17 protein-coding genes are annotated in these 14,619 nt (G+C 52.4%); 7 read left to right on the top strand and 10 right to left on the bottom strand.

All coding sequences use genetic code 11. The annotated features are described in order from the left end of the window. Window positions 1-2: 2 nt before the first annotated feature. The 4 genes from rsmA to AYI87_RS07120 all read left to right on the top strand — a co-directional run bounded on the left by rsmA (window position 3) and on the right by AYI87_RS07120 (window position 4,224). Window positions 3-812, top strand: coding sequence for a 16S rRNA (adenine(1518)-N(6)/adenine(1519)-N(6))-dimethyltransferase RsmA (gene rsmA, locus AYI87_RS07135; RefSeq protein WP_144200841.1), 810 nt, complete (start codon window positions 3-5; stop codon window positions 810-812). A gap of 51 nt (window positions 813-863) precedes the next feature. Continuing rightward, entirely contained in the window at window positions 864-1,244 is a 381-nt protein-coding gene (gene apaG / locus AYI87_RS07130; protein WP_011864684.1) for a Co2+/Mg2+ efflux protein ApaG, read from the top strand. A 26-nt stretch (window positions 1,245-1,270) separates the two neighbouring features. Beyond that, a complete protein-coding gene (locus AYI87_RS07125) occupies window positions 1,271-2,095 on the top strand; it encodes a symmetrical bis(5'-nucleosyl)-tetraphosphatase (RefSeq protein WP_144200839.1) in 825 nt (274 codons plus the stop codon). A gap of 104 nt (window positions 2,096-2,199) precedes the next feature. After that, window positions 2,200-4,224 carry a methyl-accepting chemotaxis protein gene (locus AYI87_RS07120; RefSeq protein ID WP_144200837.1) on the top strand — a complete coding sequence of 675 codons (2,025 nt, stop codon included), beginning with the start codon at window positions 2,200-2,202 and terminating at the stop codon, window positions 4,222-4,224. 114 nt (window positions 4,225-4,338) lie between these two features. On the opposite strand, the gene AYI87_RS07115 is transcribed toward AYI87_RS07120, so the two are convergent. The 7 genes from AYI87_RS07115 to rplU form a co-directional block, all read right to left on the bottom strand. Continuing rightward, window positions 4,339-4,731, bottom strand: a complete 393-nt coding sequence (locus AYI87_RS07115; RefSeq protein ID WP_144200835.1) for a DUF3718 domain-containing protein — start codon at window positions 4,729-4,731, stop codon at window positions 4,339-4,341. 85 nt (window positions 4,732-4,816) lie between these two features. Continuing rightward, complete coding sequence (folA, locus tag AYI87_RS07110; protein ID WP_144200833.1) at window positions 4,817-5,299, bottom strand: type 3 dihydrofolate reductase; 483 nt, start codon at window positions 5,297-5,299, stop codon at window positions 4,817-4,819. Window positions 5,300-5,339: 40 nt separating this feature from the next. Beyond that, the gene (locus AYI87_RS07105) at window positions 5,340-5,810 is read right to left on the bottom strand and encodes a threonine/serine exporter family protein (protein WP_011864679.1); all 471 of its coding nucleotides are present in this window, start codon (window positions 5,808-5,810) and stop codon (window positions 5,340-5,342) included. After that, window positions 5,807-6,568 carry a threonine/serine exporter ThrE family protein gene (locus AYI87_RS07100; protein ID WP_144200831.1) on the bottom strand — a complete coding sequence of 254 codons (762 nt, stop codon included), beginning with the start codon at window positions 6,566-6,568 and terminating at the stop codon, window positions 5,807-5,809. Before AYI87_RS07100 ends, AYI87_RS07105 begins: the two co-directional genes overlap by 4 nt. Window positions 6,569-6,603: 35 nt before the next feature. Next, window positions 6,604-7,767 (bottom strand): Obg family GTPase CgtA, encoded by a 1,164-nt coding sequence (cgtA, locus tag AYI87_RS07095; RefSeq protein WP_011864677.1) that lies wholly within the window; start codon window positions 7,765-7,767, stop codon window positions 6,604-6,606. 216 nt (window positions 7,768-7,983) lie between these two features. Then, window positions 7,984-8,238, bottom strand: a complete 255-nt coding sequence (rpmA, locus tag AYI87_RS07090) for a 50S ribosomal protein L27 (RefSeq protein WP_011864676.1) — start codon at window positions 8,236-8,238, stop codon at window positions 7,984-7,986. 15 nt (window positions 8,239-8,253) lie between these two features. After that, window positions 8,254-8,565 (bottom strand): 50S ribosomal protein L21, encoded by a 312-nt coding sequence (gene rplU / locus AYI87_RS07085; protein ID WP_011864675.1) that lies wholly within the window; start codon window positions 8,563-8,565, stop codon window positions 8,254-8,256. A gap of 275 nt (window positions 8,566-8,840) precedes the next feature. Here rplU and ispB point away from each other — a divergent pair, with 275 nt between their 5' ends. Beyond that, complete coding sequence (gene ispB / locus AYI87_RS07080; protein ID WP_144200829.1) at window positions 8,841-9,812, top strand: octaprenyl diphosphate synthase; 972 nt, start codon at window positions 8,841-8,843, stop codon at window positions 9,810-9,812. A 133-nt stretch (window positions 9,813-9,945) separates the two neighbouring features. Here the strand turns inward: ispB and mdh are convergent, their stop codons facing one another. Continuing rightward, window positions 9,946-10,881, bottom strand: a complete 936-nt coding sequence (gene mdh, locus AYI87_RS07075) for a malate dehydrogenase (RefSeq protein WP_144200827.1) — start codon at window positions 10,879-10,881, stop codon at window positions 9,946-9,948. Between the two features lie 307 nt (window positions 10,882-11,188). Between mdh and argR the strand changes: the two genes are divergently transcribed. After that, entirely contained in the window at window positions 11,189-11,659 is a 471-nt protein-coding gene (argR, locus tag AYI87_RS07070) for a transcriptional regulator ArgR (RefSeq protein WP_011864672.1), read from the top strand. 197 nt (window positions 11,660-11,856) lie between these two features. After that, entirely contained in the window at window positions 11,857-12,315 is a 459-nt protein-coding gene (locus tag AYI87_RS07065; RefSeq protein ID WP_144200825.1) for a cupin domain-containing protein, read from the top strand. Window positions 12,316-12,458: 143 nt separating this feature from the next. On the opposite strand, the gene AYI87_RS07060 is transcribed toward AYI87_RS07065, so the two are convergent. Both AYI87_RS07060 and AYI87_RS07055 read right to left on the bottom strand, forming a co-directional pair. Next, complete coding sequence (locus tag AYI87_RS07060) at window positions 12,459-13,403, bottom strand: Dyp-type peroxidase (RefSeq protein WP_144200823.1); 945 nt, start codon at window positions 13,401-13,403, stop codon at window positions 12,459-12,461. A gap of 186 nt (window positions 13,404-13,589) precedes the next feature. Continuing rightward, complete coding sequence (locus AYI87_RS07055; protein WP_144200821.1) at window positions 13,590-14,618, bottom strand: ABC transporter ATP-binding protein; 1,029 nt, start codon at window positions 14,616-14,618, stop codon at window positions 13,590-13,592. Window position 14,619: the final 1 nt, after the last annotated feature.

Below are 14,619 nucleotides of genomic sequence, written 5' to 3'. Positions count from 1 at the left end.
TAATGAGTAATAAAGTACATTTAGGCCACACGGCGAGAAAACGTTTCGGACAAAACTTTTTGACCGACAGCAATGTGATCAACCGTATCGTCGGCGCCATCTCGCCCGATAACGATCACGTGATGGTCGAGATTGGCCCAGGCCTGGCGGCGCTTACCGAGCCGGTAGCCGAAAGCATCGACAAGCTGACCGTGGTCGAGCTGGATAAAGATCTGGTTGAGCGTCTGCAGACACATCCGTTTCTCAAGGACAAGCTGGAGATCCACCAGGGCGACGCGCTGAAATTCGACTTCATGCAGCTGGTCGAAGAAGGCAAGCAGATGAAGGTGTTTGGTAACCTGCCCTACAACATCTCTACGCCGCTGATGTTCCACCTGTTTGAGTTTGCAGAGCATATCGAGAATATGCACTTCATGCTGCAAAAAGAGGTGGTACTGAGATTATCTGCCGCACCCGGTACCAAGGCCTATGGCCGTTTGACCGTGATGGCACAATATTTCTGTCAGGTAATGCCGGTACTCGAAGTGCCACCAGGCTGCTTCACACCGCCGCCAAAGGTCGACTCTGCCGTGGTGAGACTCGTGCCCTACAAAGAGAAGCCCTACCCCTGCAAAGATGTGGATCTGTTGAGACACCTGTGTACTACCGCCTTTAACATGCGTCGTAAGACACTGCGTAACAACCTCAAGCAGTTGTTAAATGATGACGACTTCAGCGCGCTGGGCATTGATGCCAGCATGCGCCCTGAGCAGATCACTGTGCAGCAATATGTCGCCATGGCCAACCATCTGGTCGATAAACGCCAAGCCTAACCGTGACGGAGGCGCTGTGCGCCTCCCACCCGTTAACCTTTAGGGATCCGAATGAAACAACTCGAATCCTCAATCAGGATTGAGGTCAAAACCGACTATATAGAAGAGCAATCTTCGCCCGAAGAAGAGAGATACCTGTTCAGCTACACCATCACCATCATCAACTTAGGGGATGAAGCCGTCACCCTGAAGAGCCGCATGTGGTGCATCACAGACGCCAATGGCCATGAAAGCAAGGTTGAAGGTGCAGGTGTGGTTGGCGAGACCCCCACCATCAAACCTAATACCGCCTACCAGTATACCAGCGGTACGGTATGCGAGACGCCCTTTGCCGTCATGCAGGGCTACTATGTGATGGTGACCGAACAGGGTGAGACCTTCAAGGCGCCCATCGCCCCCTTCCGTCTAGCGGCCCCAGGCCTGCTGCATTAATTCGACACAGCGAGCCGAGAGCATCTATGGCAACATACTTCGTGGGCGACATTCAGGGCTGTTTCGATGAGCTCCAGGCCCTGCTGGCCAAGGTGGACTTTAACCCTTCAAAAGATGAGCTCTGGGTGGTCGGCGACATGGTGGCCAGGGGCACCCAATCCCTGGAGACACTACGTTACCTCAAGGGGCTTGAGGGCTCGGTAAAACCCGTGCTGGGCAATCACGACCTGCATCTGATGGCGCTGCACGGCAAGGTGAAACGCGTTAATCCCAAGGATAACCTGGGCGCCCTGTTAGCGGCGCCGGATCTCAACCAGCTCATCGATTGGCTCAGGCTACAGCCGCTGGCCCGGGAACATAAAACCCATTCGGTTTTGATGGCCCACGCCGGCATTCCGCCCCAGTGGGACGTTAAAACCGCCCTCAAGGAGTCGCGCAAGGTACAGGAGGCGCTGGCAAGAGATGACTATATCGAGCGCCTCATCGCCAAGATGTACACCAACGCCGTCAGTGAGTGGTCACCCGAGACCAAGGGACTCAAGCGCCTTGTCTATACCATCAACGCGTTCACCCGAATGCGCTTTCTCCACGCCGATGGTCGATTAAACTTCGATTGTAAGCTGCCGCCAGCGAAAGGCGAGGAGGAAGGCTTGATCCCCTGGTTTAAACAACCAGGCCGGGCCATGAAAGGCCATACTTTGGTCTTTGGCCATTGGGCGGCCTTGATGGGAGAGGTGAACCAGCCTGGATTGCAAGCACTGGATACCGGGTGCTGCTGGGGACAATATTTAACCCTCTGGCATCTTGAATCGAATCAAAAAATTACCCAAAATAAGTTAAAAAAGAGTTAAACTAGCCCTTAGCTTGGCCGATAAAAAAATAAGCGGAAATCACCGCCCTGCCCTGAGAATATGTTATGTAATTAGGGATATAACAACAAAAACCGGAGTGCCCTATGAAATTGAATGTCGCCACTCGAGTCATCGGTGGATTTAGTGTCGTCACCTTACTGCTTATCGTCTTAGGTGTGGCGTCCCTGGTCACCAACGACAACATCAAGAGCAGCACCCTCGTTTTGCAAGACCTGAGCCTTCCCGCCCTGAAGAGCAGCAATGGCCTGACACAAAATCTTGCACTACAGGAAAAACAGCTACTGGTGGCCTTCCATAGCAAGCAATCCAAAGAGCTACCTCAGGTTCGCAGCCAATTCACCAGCCTCAGCAAAGGCTTTATCACAGAGCTGGATCAACTCAATCGCATCATTCAGGGCCACGAGGATAATCTTGGCGGCCAGATCAAGTCACTCAGAGCCAACTACCAGTCGTTCAACGACAACAGCCTCAAGATGATGCAGGCAAGAGAGCAGTCGCTGCAGACTCAGGAGTCTTTGGTCGACAACCTGGAAAATCTCGAAGCTGCCGCCGATGATACCGCATCACTACTACTGGACCTTATCGATCTGGAGACGAGCGAAGATCCCACAGAGCGTGAAATTGCCGCCACGGCCAGTAACATAGACAACAGCTTCAGCAACCTGATCACCAGCAGTTATGACCTGGTCAATGCCAAGGAGAAATCCAAGTACGAGACCATTCTCAAGGAACTGGACTACATCATCAGCGAAGCGCAAAACAAGCTGGAGTATGTAAGCCGTCACTGGGAAGGCGTCATCGACCAAGAGATGCTGGACAATATCAACGCAGAGGCTGGCAAGGTATTTACCATGCTCAACGGCCCGGACTCGATTCTTAAGCGCAAGGGTCAGCAGCTGGATTTTAACCTGCAGGCCAGTCAACTGCTTAATACCGTCGAATCCAACGCCACCGCCGTTAACCAGAGCATGGGCAGCCTGAACAAGGCGATCGAGTCCACCTCGCAAGCCGTAAGCGTCAAGGCGATCGACGAGATCGACAGCGCCAGCTATAAGACCCTAGCACTGGTCCTGATCGCCATCGTCGTCGCCGTGCTGGTGAGTATCGCAGTGATCCGCCCACTTAAGAACTCACTCGATAAGGTCAACAACGCCCTCAATATCCTGGCCTCGGGTAACCTGACTCATAAGCTGGACGACAGCGGCCACGACGAATTTGCCGAGCTGTCGCGCAACTGTAACCGACTGGTAGACAGCCTGCGTACCCTTATCCAAGGGATCCTGGACCGCTCTAACCAACTGGCTGCCGCCGCCGAAGAGACGTCGGCCATTACGGCGCAGACCACAGCAGGCATTCAAGAGCAGAAGAACCAGGTCGATCAGGTGGCAACCGCCACGACCCAGCTCAGCTCAAGCGCCATGCAGGTAAGCACCAGTGCCGACGAGGCCCTGAACCAGATCAGGCAAGCCGATGAAGAGGCGCAGCATATGCGTGCCATCGCCGATGAGAATAAGCGCACCATACTGGCGCTGGCCGACGAAGTCGCCAAAGCGGGACAGGTGATCAACAAGGTTCACTCAGACAGCGCCTCTATCGGCTCGATATTGGATGTGATCCGTGGCATCGCCGAACAGACCAACCTGCTGGCGCTGAACGCCGCCATCGAGGCCGCCAGAGCCGGTGAACAGGGCCGAGGCTTTGCCGTGGTAGCCGACGAGGTTCGCAGCCTGGCATCACGCACTCAAGACTCAACCCAAGAGATCCAGCAGATGATTCAGGTGCTGCAACAGGGTACCCAGGAAGCCGTTTCCGTGATGGAGCTGGGTCGTCAACAGGCTAGCAGCTGTGTCGAGAAGACAGAGCAGGCCAACGTCGCCTTGGAGAGCATCAGCAACGCTGTGCACTATGCCCATGACTCAGGTACTCATATTGCTAATGCGGCCCAGGAGCAGAATTTGGTGAGCCAGCAGGTATCTGAGAAGCTAGAGCATATCGCAGCGATCTCCGAAGAGACGGCCACAGGCGCCGATCAGACGGCACAATCTAGCCATCAGGTGGCCCAGCTTGCCGAAGAGCTCCAGGCCTCTGTGGGCGAGTTTAAGGTGTAAAAGCTAAAGACAAAGCTAAAAAAAAGTTAAAGACATAGTAACGCCTTTAAACAGATACAAAAAACCGGACTTAAGGTCCGGTTTTTTTATGCTTACTCGAAGTGTTCTGGCAAATTAGTTGCCAGCAAGACGTTCCTTGATTGCCGCCGTAATTGGGCTACCGCCGTGACCATTACCCTCGGCCCACTCGACGACGGTCAGACCGTCGGCTTCCTTGACGCTCAACTCTTCGGTAGAGAGGCGCTTGCTCATGAACTCACCCACATCGTTGGCGCCGCTGATCATGGCGAAACGCAGCAGGCTGTTGCCGTCACAGGCCACCCCTTCGTACACGTTACGTAGCTTAACGCGCGCTTCTTTTAATTTCTTACGTAAACGGTTTTTATCGTCTGCCTGAACATAGTTACAGATGTTGGCAACGAGTTGATCGTTGGCTTTAACTGGCGCTGGAACAGTATAAACAGAGGCTGCAATCACCACAGCTAACGTAGTCGGTAAAAAACGCATCGGGTACTCCTATAATATTTATTATTTTTTTCAGTAAGCTATCACTAAAGTGATGCCTAAAGACAACTCGGGGTAACACCATAAGTTAACATTTTTTTGCCAAATTGATAAAGCGATATTCCAAACCTTTATCATTTATGTGAGATTCACTGTCGAGCAGCTGCCAACTGCCATCATCCCACTCCGGGAAATGGGTATCGCCCTCGACATCGAGATTGATCTCGGTCAGATACAGGCGATCCGCCTGAGGCAATAGCTCGGCATAAAGCTGGCCACCGCCAATCACCACCAACTCCTCACAGCCCTGCACCACTTCCTTGGCTTGTTCGAATGAAGTCACGCAGGTCACGCCCTCGATAACCAGATCTTTTTGTCGACTCACCACTAGGTTGTGGCGCCCAGGTAGGGGTCTACCGATGGATTCGAAGGTCTTACGGCCCATGACCATAGGCTTACCTAGGGTCATCTGTTTAAAGTGGCGCAGGTCTTCGGGCAGATGCCAGGGCATCTGATTATCTTTGCCGATAACCCGGTTATTTGCCATCGCGGCAATCATAGCTATTTTCATGGGCTCTCCAACGGTCTTGTGCCGTCTGTAGGGTTAAGAATTAGATCACTGGGCGCGTACGAAAATAAAGCAGACTGGGCATGGCGAGTCCGACAGATAACGCCCCTAAGATGAAGATGGTCTTCAAGCCATTGCTGATCACCTCTGCGGTCAACTCGGGGCTTACCTCAGACTGGGCAGACAGCTGCACCAAGGCGATCACTGTGTTGTAGGCATAGGTTCCCGGGATCATGGGGATAATCGCCGCTACGGCGTACATCAGCGGCGGTGCCAGATGTTTCTTGGCAAAGCCTATGGTTAACACTCCGACCAAGGCCGCCGCGGCAAAGGTACACCACTCTATCGGCATACCGAAATGCAGCAGTAAGGTGCGCAGGCTGTGGCCGAGGGCGCCAGCCAGGGCGCAGTAAGGCAAGAAGCGTTTGGGCACATTGAACACCATGGCGAACCCCACCGCAGGAACAGCCGAGAAGGCCGCATCGTTTAGCAGCTTGAGCAGGAGCTCCATCATAGGAAAAGTCCTCCCAGTTGCATGGCGATGGTGATCCCTATGACGGATGAGACGGTCAACAGGGTGGCGTGTCCCCAACGGGAGATCCCCACGTTAAGGTGCCCCTTCACCATATCCGAGATCGCATTGATCATGGGAAAACCCGGCACCAACATCAGCACGCTGGCGGCCATCGGCAGCTTAGGGGTATCGGTCAGTTGCAGGTGATAGCCCATCTGCGCCACCAAGGTGGTAATAAAGGCGGTCACGGCAAAATTCACCAGCAGGTTGAAATGATGCTTGGCGATGGCCAGACGCACCGACATGCCCACTGATGCCGCCAGTATGGTGATCAATACCGCCATGGTATCGCCACCAAATAAGTGACAGAAGCTGCCACAGGATAGGCCGATCATGGGCACCAGATAGCGCCTCGGATAGCTCTTTGGCTGGATCCGCGAGACACGTTTACGCACCTCGTTGAGGCCGTAGATCCCCTTCTCGGTCAACAGACAGATGCGCTGCAGCTCGCAGATGATGGTCATATTGATGCCATGCTCGCGAATGCGCCGGGTAGTGGTGATACAGCGACCGTGCACCAGGCTGGTCAGCACCAGGGAATTAGAGGAGATGGAGATCTCGACACTGGCGAGACCTAATGCCTGACCCAGGCGCTGACTGATCTCTTCGACGAGGTCGGACTCAGCACCATAGGCCAGTAAGAGTTGAGCAACCCGGACAACCTGCCGGGTAATATCATTTTGAGTATCGGCGTACACAATTCTCTCAGAATGAAAGGGGTAACTTAATAAACTTACCTTTGATAGATGATTTCGACATCATAGTCATCATCATCGAAGTCGTCGTCGAAGTCGTCATCATAGTCTTCGTTGACCACTTCCTGGGTCTTCTGATGATAGTTGTCCCACTTGAACTCGACCTCGGCATCGGGATCTTCCTCGACCTCTGGTGGCAGAGCATCGATAAAGTCCATCAGCTTGAGCGCCAGTTCCTGCGTGCCTTCGCGGTTGTAGGCCGAAATACAGTAGACATCGCCCTGCCAATCCAGCTCTTTGACGATGCGATCGACGCGCTCTTGCAGCTCCTCTTCGAGCAGCAGGTCAGTCTTGTTGAACACCAACCAACGTGGCTTGCTGGCCAGTAGCGGCGAGTGCTTCTCTAGCTCACCCACTATGGCGCGGGCGCTGTCGACTGGATCGCTGCCATCGATAGGCTCGATATCCAGGATATGCAGCAGCACACGGCAACGCTCGAGGTGCTTAAGGAAGCGAATACCCAGGCCAGCCCCTTCGGCGGCGCCTTCGATCAGACCGGGAATATCGGCGATCACAAAGCTTTGGCCATGTCTTGGTGTCACAACCCCTAGGTTAGGCACAAGAGTGGTAAATGGATAATCGGCGACCTTGGGCTTGGCACGAGACACTGAGCGAATAAAGGTCGATTTACCTGCGTTAGGCATACCCAGCAGACCCACATCCGCCAACAGCATCAGCTCGAGTCTCAGGCTACGCACCTCACCCGGCGTCCCTAATGTCTTCTGACGCGGTGCGCGGTTGGTGCTGCTCTTAAAGCGAGTGTTACCCAGGCCATGGAAGCCACCTTTAGCTACCAACAGCTTCTGACCATGGGTCTTGAGATCCCCAAGGGCTTCCTGGGTCTCTTCATCGACGGCGCGGGTCCCGACTGGCACCTTAAGAATAAGATCTTTACCGCCATGACCGGTACAGTCGCGACCACGACCATTCTCGCCACGCTCGGCAAAATGGAAACGCTCGAAACGGTAATCGATCAGGGTGTTGAGGTTTTCATCGGCCTGCAGATAAACACTGCCACCGTCACCACCGTCACCACCATCTGGGCCGCCATCGGGCACATACTTCTCGCGTCGAAAACTAACGCAACCACTACCGCCATCACCAGCTTCGACTCTGATCACGGCTTCATCGACAAACTTCATACCAACTCCAGGCGCCAAACAATAGACCGATTATACTGCCTATCGAAACTTACCGCCAAAAAACAATGATGCAACTGCCCCAGCACACAAGCGGCAGAGACAATATTGGACTGGTGCTGGAGCGATATACAGGCTCTTTCACCAGTAATGATTCTTCATAAACAATAAAGCCCCACCAGAGGCAGGGCTTTAGAAACTAGCTTGGGTAGCTAAGTATTAAGCTTCGATGCTAATGAACTTGCGGTTCTTAGGACCTTTAACTTCGAACTTAACTTTACCGTCAGTTAGTGCAAATAGAGTATGGTCACGACCGATACCTACGTTAACACCTGCGTGGAACTTAGTACCACGTTGACGAACGATGATGTTACCAGCTAGAACTGATTCACCACCGAAACGCTTAACACCAAGACGTTTGCTTTCTGAATCGCGGCCGTTACGAGTAGAACCGCCAGCTTTTTTATGTGCCATTAGTTAGACCCCTTATTAAGCGTTGATAGCTGTAATTTTAACTTCGGTGAACCACTGACGGTGGCCCATCTTCTTGTCGTGGTGCTTACGACGACGGAACTTAACGATAGTTACCTTCTCGCCACGGCCATGGCTGATCACTTCAGCTACAACCTTACCACCTTCAACTAAAGGTGCACCAACGTGTACAGTTTCACCATCTGCAACCAAAAGAACTTGGTCGAATTCGATAGTTTCGCCTGTAGCAACTTCTAATTTTTCTAGACGTACAGTATGGCCTTCAGCAACACGGTGTTGCTTACCACCACTTTGAAAAACAGCGTACATAGCTATTTTACTCCGATATTTCTAGCACGCAGACCCTTTTTGTTTGGCTGGGTGCTATAAAAGCTTTAATGACAATGGTCGCGGAGTTTACGCTAAGTTCGCCTGGCTGACAAGTCCTAATTCACTTTGATCAAAAAAAGATCGGAATTACTCGCACAATACTCTTCTGCTACTGTCAGGCGAGGCATTTTTAGGTAGAATCTAATAATTATAACATTTTCGCCTTAATTTGGGCTGTCTGAATTACCTCGCAACCCTAAAAGTAGAGCCATTATATGGATTTGAATGCCATTCGTCAGCTGGCAGACGCTGATATGAAAGCCGTCGACCAACTTATCTATAAGCAGTTGGAATCGGATGTCGCCCTTATTAATCAACTCGGATTCTACATCATCAATGGCGGCGGCAAACGCATGCGCCCGTTGCTCTCTATCTTGGCCGCCCGCGCCATCGCCTATGAAGGTGAAGCGCATCTCAAACTGGCGGCAATCGTTGAGTTTATCCATACCGCTTCTCTGCTACACGACGACGTGGTCGATGAATCTATGCTTAGGCGCGGCCGGGAAACCGCCAACGCCCTGTTCGGTAACAGCGCCAGCGTATTGGTAGGTGACTTCCTCTATACCCGCTCTTTCCAGATGATGACAGAACTTAAGAGCATGGAGGTGCTTGAAGTGCTCGCCGATGCCACCAACGTACTGGCAGAAGGCGAAGTATTGCAGCTAATGAACTGTAACGACCCAGACACCAGTGAAGAGAGCTACATGCGGGTGATCTACTGCAAGACGGCGAAGCTATTTGAAGCCGCCACCCGTCTGGCAGGCGTGCTGGCCGATAGCAGCATAGAAGTGCAGACTGCACTGGCCGACTATGGCAAGTATCTGGGCACCGCCTTCCAACTCACCGACGACCTACTGGACTATACGGCCGATACCGAGGCCCTGGGTAAGAACATAGGTGACGACCTGGCCGAGGGTAAGCCTACCCTGCCGCTTATCTACGCCATCGCCAACGGCAACGAGCTGGAGCGTCAATTGATTCGCGATGCGATCGAGAAAGGCGACGGCACTGAGCATATCGATACCATATTAAATGCCCTTAAGCAGTGTGGCGCCCTGGACTACACAGAGAAACGCGCTCAGGAAGAAGCAGAGAAGGCGATACGCGCATTAGATATGCTGCCAGATAGTGGCTACAAGCAGGCCCTGATATCGCTGGCGAGAATCGCCGTGGCGCGCGATCACTAAGTTGCAGACTATTAGCTCCTAATCAGCCTTTCGGCCCTCGATACCAAGGTAAAAGTTACCCATAAAAAAATGGAGCCAATCGGCTCCATTTTTATTTAAGGACTAACACTCACACTAACTTAGAGGCTTAGCCTTATTTTACGAAGTCGACACCCAGTGCGATATCGGCTTTAAGCGTGTCTAGCATAGCATCACGTGCGTTAGCTTCGAACTCGCTAACCTCACCATAGGCAAGTACCTGCTCGATACCGTTCTTACCCAGTAGTACAGGTTGCGCGAAGAAGTCAGCATGCTCGCTGCCACCATCGACATAGGCACACTCAACAACGTTAGCTTCGCCCTGTAGGCCGCGAACCAGTGACAGACCGAAACGACATGCCGCCTGACCCATAGACAGAGTCGCGCTACCGCCACCCGCCTTAGCTTCAACCACTTCGGTACCCGCGTTCTGGATACGAGTCGTCAGTGCAGCCACTTCTTCATCAGAGAAGCTTACGCCTTCGACTTGAGACAGTAGTGGCAGAATAGTCACGCCGCTGTGTCCACCGATAACATTCACTTTAACGTCGGCAACGTTCAGACCTTTCGCTTCGGCAACGAAAGTTTCAGAGCGGATAACGTCAAGGGTAGTCACACCGAACAGACGGTTCTTGTCGTATACACCGGCAGCCTTCAGTACTTCTGCAGCGATAGCGACAGTAGTGTTAACTGGGTTAGTGATGATACCGATCAGCGCCTTAGGGCAAGTTGCGGCACACTTCTCAACCAGGTTTCTTACGATACCCGCGTTGATGTTGAATAGATCTGAACGATCCATGCCTGGCTTACGTGCAACACCGGCAGAGATCAGTACCACGTCGGCACCTTCCAGCGCTGGCGTTGGATCTTCACCCGCAAAACCCTTAACTTCTACAGCAGTCGGGATGTGGCTTAGGTCAACGGCAACACCAGGAGTGACTGGCGCGATATCATAAAGGGATAGTTTTGAACCGGCAGGCAGTTGAGTTTTGAGTAGTAGGGCAAGAGCCTGGCCAATACCACCGGCGGCACCAAGTACAGCAACTTTCATAGTTATCTCCGTTAATTCTTGGATATTATGTGATATAGATCTAGATTTACCGATGGCGCAACATTACTGGAATCACGGTAAAAATTCAATTATCCCTTAGTCGTGTGGCCAGATAATTTCAATTTCTCCCAGCCCACTGCCATTTACAGGCCATTTAAGATATACTGCCCAGCCTTGCCTGTTAGCCTTTGCCTCCAAGAACCCTCTGCAAATCTGAATTTTTATTCACACAATCCGAATAACGCTTGACTGATGGCGCAAAAATATTCAAAATAAGCCAGTTTTTTGAATATAAGAATAATTCGATATGCAAGCCAATAAAAATCAAGACGAACTTGTAAAGACCTTTAAGGCTATCTTGAAAGAGGAGCGTTTTGGCTCCCAGAGCGAGATAGTCAACGCCCTGCAGTCCGAGGGCTTCAACAACATTAACCAATCCAAAGTCTCACGCATGCTGAGCAAGTTTGGCGCCGTGCGCACCCGCAACGCCAAGCAGGAGATGGTCTACTGCCTGCCCGCCGAGCTTGGGGTCCCGACGGCCGGCAGCCCACTGAAGAACTTAGTACTGGATGTCGACCATAACCAATCTATGATAGTGGTCAGAACCAGCCCAGGTGCGGCCCAGCTGATCGCCAGACTACTGGACTCCATAGGTAAGCCAGAAGGCATTCTTGGCACCATCGCCGGTGACGATACCATCTTTATCTGCCCTTCCAACATTCAGGAAGTGGACAAGACACTCGAGACCGTCAAGTCGCTATTTAACTACGCCGATTAATCCGCTTCTCAAGGATGGCCTAGGCCGTCCTCTCAAGAGACACCCTTTAGCCAGTTTGGGCAAAGGGTGTTTTTTTATCTAAGTTTTGACTTGGTTTAACCTAGGTTTAATCACGCTCAAATTGAATACTGTATATCTGATAGGATACACTGAGTTTAAACCATCCCCCTCTGTCACCCGATGGTTAAGGACCCGAGATGAATAACAATAAGATAATCAATATCGACAACCTTTGCTGGGAATCTTGGCAACACTCAGATCGATACGCCAGCCATCAGAAACATATCGGCGATGCCGCCGGTTGTCAGCAGATCGGCGTCACCATGGAACGACTGGAGCCCGGCAAGCTCTCCTCCGTCGCCCACTATCACACCAAGGAAGAGGAACACCTCTACGCGCTGCAAGGCGAAGCCACCTTATATATCGACGGCGAGCCTCACCCCTTTAAGCAGGGCGACTATATCTGTTTTACCGCCAACTCAGGCATCGCCCATACCCTGAAAAACGAATCCGAAGCCGACTTCCTGTTTCTGGTGCTGGGCAATCGCGATCCCCATGATGTGGTGGTGTACCCAGAGCACAATAAGGTGCAGGTGCGCTCCATCGATGAGATCTATGCCAAGCGTCCCACCAACTACTGGGATCCCGACCGTTAAGTCACCGTTAAGCGGGCACAAAAAAACACACCTTAGGGTGTGTTTTTTATTAAGTTAGCGTCTAGCAGCTAGACGTTGGTCACTTTGAGGAGCTCACATCGAGAGACTCATATTAAGCGACTGATTAAGAGAGCCGCTTTGCCTTAATCCTCGAACTCTGCCTCTCGCTCCATGAAATCAAGCGACGGGGCAAAGAATGCAGAGCCTGTCAGTGCCTGGGTAAAGTGCATCAGGTGATCGTGATTCCCCTCGCCGTCGCCATGGACCATGCTGCTCAGCATCTTCTCGAAATGTACCGAGTTGCGACAGACTGAGATAAACATCAGCCCCTGCTCCTTCATCGACCCGTAAGGCATACTCTGGCGCAGGATCTCCATCGACTTGCCGTCGGCATCCTTCAGATTGACCCGCTTGATGTGGCTGGTAAGCGGCTTGTCCTCAGAGGCATACTCGATATTGTCTATCTTGGTACGGCCTATGATATCTTCCTGCTTCTTCTGCGGCAGACGGTTCCACTTACTAAGGTTATGGGCAAACTTCTGCACATGAATATAGCTGCCACCACGGAAATACTCGTCTTCGTCGCCCACCAAGGCCACATCCTGACGATGACGCCCCTTAGGGTTCTCTGTGCCGTCGACAAATCCAGTTAGATCCCGGGTATCCATAAACTGGAATCCCCTCTCCTCATCCACCAACTCAACCAAATCTTCAAACATCTGACACACCTCGTTGGCCACCAGATGCAAGATATCGTAACGATCGCAGCGCAGATGCACGAAGAGATCATACTCATGGGCCGGTGCATCGCGGTTGTCGGCATGCATAGCCGGGAAAGGCTTGAGCTGTGAAGGACGACACCCTGGATACAGGCTATCCCAGTAGTTGGCACCTATGGCCACGAAACCGTTGAAGGCGCTGTCGGCATACTGGTCGGCCAATTCATAGATATACTGAGCGACATTGGCGACGCAGGGACGCAGCTGAGACTCGACGCCGTCGTTGGCGTTGAACATCAGATACACGCTATGTAAATTTCCTTCGGCACACACACCCAGCTGTTCACGTGGCATAACCAGACTATCCATAAATAAACCTACCTTTCGTCAGTCTCAATTTCGGCGTTATTATCCGAAACTTTAGCGATAATTAGTATTACACAACCCACAAACCGTTAAAGCGAAACGTCATTTACCGGCTAGATTAACTTTTTTTTAGGTTGGCAACCATAGCCAGACGCAAATGCCCTTCACAAAAATGTTACATAGGCCAGCTTAGAAGAGCACCGCCGGATGAGGCGTCACCGACAGGCCAACCTTCTGCCCAGGGCTAAAATGATGCAGGGGCGAGCGCACTGCCAATATCTCCTCGCCAATTAAGATGCTGTAGTGGCACAGATTACCGAGGAAGCGCCGCGCTATTATAGTGCCCTCACCTTTCTCATCTTCTGCCATCTGCAGCTGCTCCGGGCGCAGCAGGAGTTCACCACGATAGCCGGCGGCTTTGACCAAATCGCTACTGCTTTGTACTTCACCCAGCAGGGTCTGTAACCGGGCCCTATCTTTCACCTCACAGCTAAGATAATTCACCTGACCGAGGAACTCCGCCACATACTTATCCGCTGGCTCGGCGTAGAGGGTCTCAGCACTGCCATATTGAGCTATGGCGCCATCCTTGAAGAGCGCCAGCTTATCGGCGAACACGAACGCCTCATCCTTACTATGGGTCACGAACACGGCGCTTACCCCGCGCTGCTTTAAGATCTCGCGGATCTCCACCATCATCTCGCCGCGCACCTTAGCGTCGATATTAGAAAAGGGCTCATCGAGTAGCAAGAGTTCTGGCTCATAGGCGAGCGCCCTTGCAATCGACACCCGCTGCTGCTGCCCCCCCGAGAGTTCGTGAGGATAACGGCCCCCTAGGCCCTCTAGCTTCACCAGCGCCAGCATCTCACCCAGCCTCGCCTGTCTGGCAGACTTATCCAAGCCTTTCACCCCGAACAAGATATTCTCGGCCACAGTCAGGTGAGGAAACAGAGCGTAGTCTTGGAAAATCATCCCGACCTCTCGCCGCTCGCTGGGCACAAACGTCTCGGGTCCAGAGAGCAGTCGGCCATTGATGCTGATACGCCCTTGGGAGATAGGCTGCAGCCCGGCAATCGCCTTGAGGAGCGTGGTCTTGCCACAGCCGCTTGGGCCGAGCAGGGCGGCAATTTCTCCCTGATGCAGCACAAGATCTAAGCCGCGCAGAATCGTCAGCCCCTGATAATCGCTGTGAACCTGTTCTATGGTAAGTGTCGACATA

This window comes from Shewanella sp. KCT, assembly GCF_007636505.1.
Taxonomy (GTDB): Bacteria; Pseudomonadota; Gammaproteobacteria; order Enterobacterales; family Shewanellaceae; genus Shewanella; species Shewanella halotolerans.
The sequence above is the reverse complement of the archived record's forward strand: the minus strand, read 5'-3'. Positions and strand labels throughout refer to the sequence as shown.

What these genes read in the sequence shown, in the direction of transcription:
- cgtA (WP_011864677.1), bottom strand. Translation starts at nt 7,767, where the DNA reads ATGAAGTTTGTCGATGAAGCCGTGATCAGAGTCGAAGCTGGTGATGGC.
- folA (WP_144200833.1), bottom strand. Translation starts at nt 5,299, where the DNA reads ATGAAAATAGCTATGATTGCCGCGATGGCAAATAACCGGGTTATCGGC.
- ispB (WP_144200829.1), top strand. Translation starts at nt 8,841, where the DNA reads ATGGATTTGAATGCCATTCGTCAGCTGGCAGACGCTGATATGAAAGCC.
- AYI87_RS07055 (WP_144200821.1), bottom strand. Translation starts at nt 14,618, where the DNA reads ATGTCGACACTTACCATAGAACAGGTTCACAGCGATTATCAGGGGCTG.
- apaG (WP_011864684.1), top strand. Translation starts at nt 864, where the DNA reads ATGAAACAACTCGAATCCTCAATCAGGATTGAGGTCAAAACCGACTAT.
- rplU (WP_011864675.1), bottom strand. Translation starts at nt 8,565, where the DNA reads ATGTACGCTGTTTTTCAAAGTGGTGGTAAGCAACACCGTGTTGCTGAA.
- rpmA (WP_011864676.1), bottom strand. Translation starts at nt 8,238, where the DNA reads ATGGCACATAAAAAAGCTGGCGGTTCTACTCGTAACGGCCGCGATTCA.
- AYI87_RS07120 (WP_144200837.1), top strand. Translation starts at nt 2,200, where the DNA reads ATGAAATTGAATGTCGCCACTCGAGTCATCGGTGGATTTAGTGTCGTC.
- AYI87_RS07060 (WP_144200823.1), bottom strand. Translation starts at nt 13,403, where the DNA reads ATGGATAGTCTGGTTATGCCACGTGAACAGCTGGGTGTGTGTGCCGAA.
- AYI87_RS07065 (WP_144200825.1), top strand. Translation starts at nt 11,857, where the DNA reads ATGAATAACAATAAGATAATCAATATCGACAACCTTTGCTGGGAATCT.
- AYI87_RS07115 (WP_144200835.1), bottom strand. Translation starts at nt 4,731, where the DNA reads ATGCGTTTTTTACCGACTACGTTAGCTGTGGTGATTGCAGCCTCTGTT.
- AYI87_RS07125 (WP_144200839.1), top strand. Translation starts at nt 1,271, where the DNA reads ATGGCAACATACTTCGTGGGCGACATTCAGGGCTGTTTCGATGAGCTC.
- AYI87_RS07105 (WP_011864679.1), bottom strand. Translation starts at nt 5,810, where the DNA reads ATGATGGAGCTCCTGCTCAAGCTGCTAAACGATGCGGCCTTCTCGGCT.
- rsmA (WP_144200841.1), top strand. Translation starts at nt 3, where the DNA reads ATGAGTAATAAAGTACATTTAGGCCACACGGCGAGAAAACGTTTCGGA.
- mdh (WP_144200827.1), bottom strand. Translation starts at nt 10,881, where the DNA reads ATGAAAGTTGCTGTACTTGGTGCCGCCGGTGGTATTGGCCAGGCTCTT.
- argR (WP_011864672.1), top strand. Translation starts at nt 11,189, where the DNA reads ATGCAAGCCAATAAAAATCAAGACGAACTTGTAAAGACCTTTAAGGCT.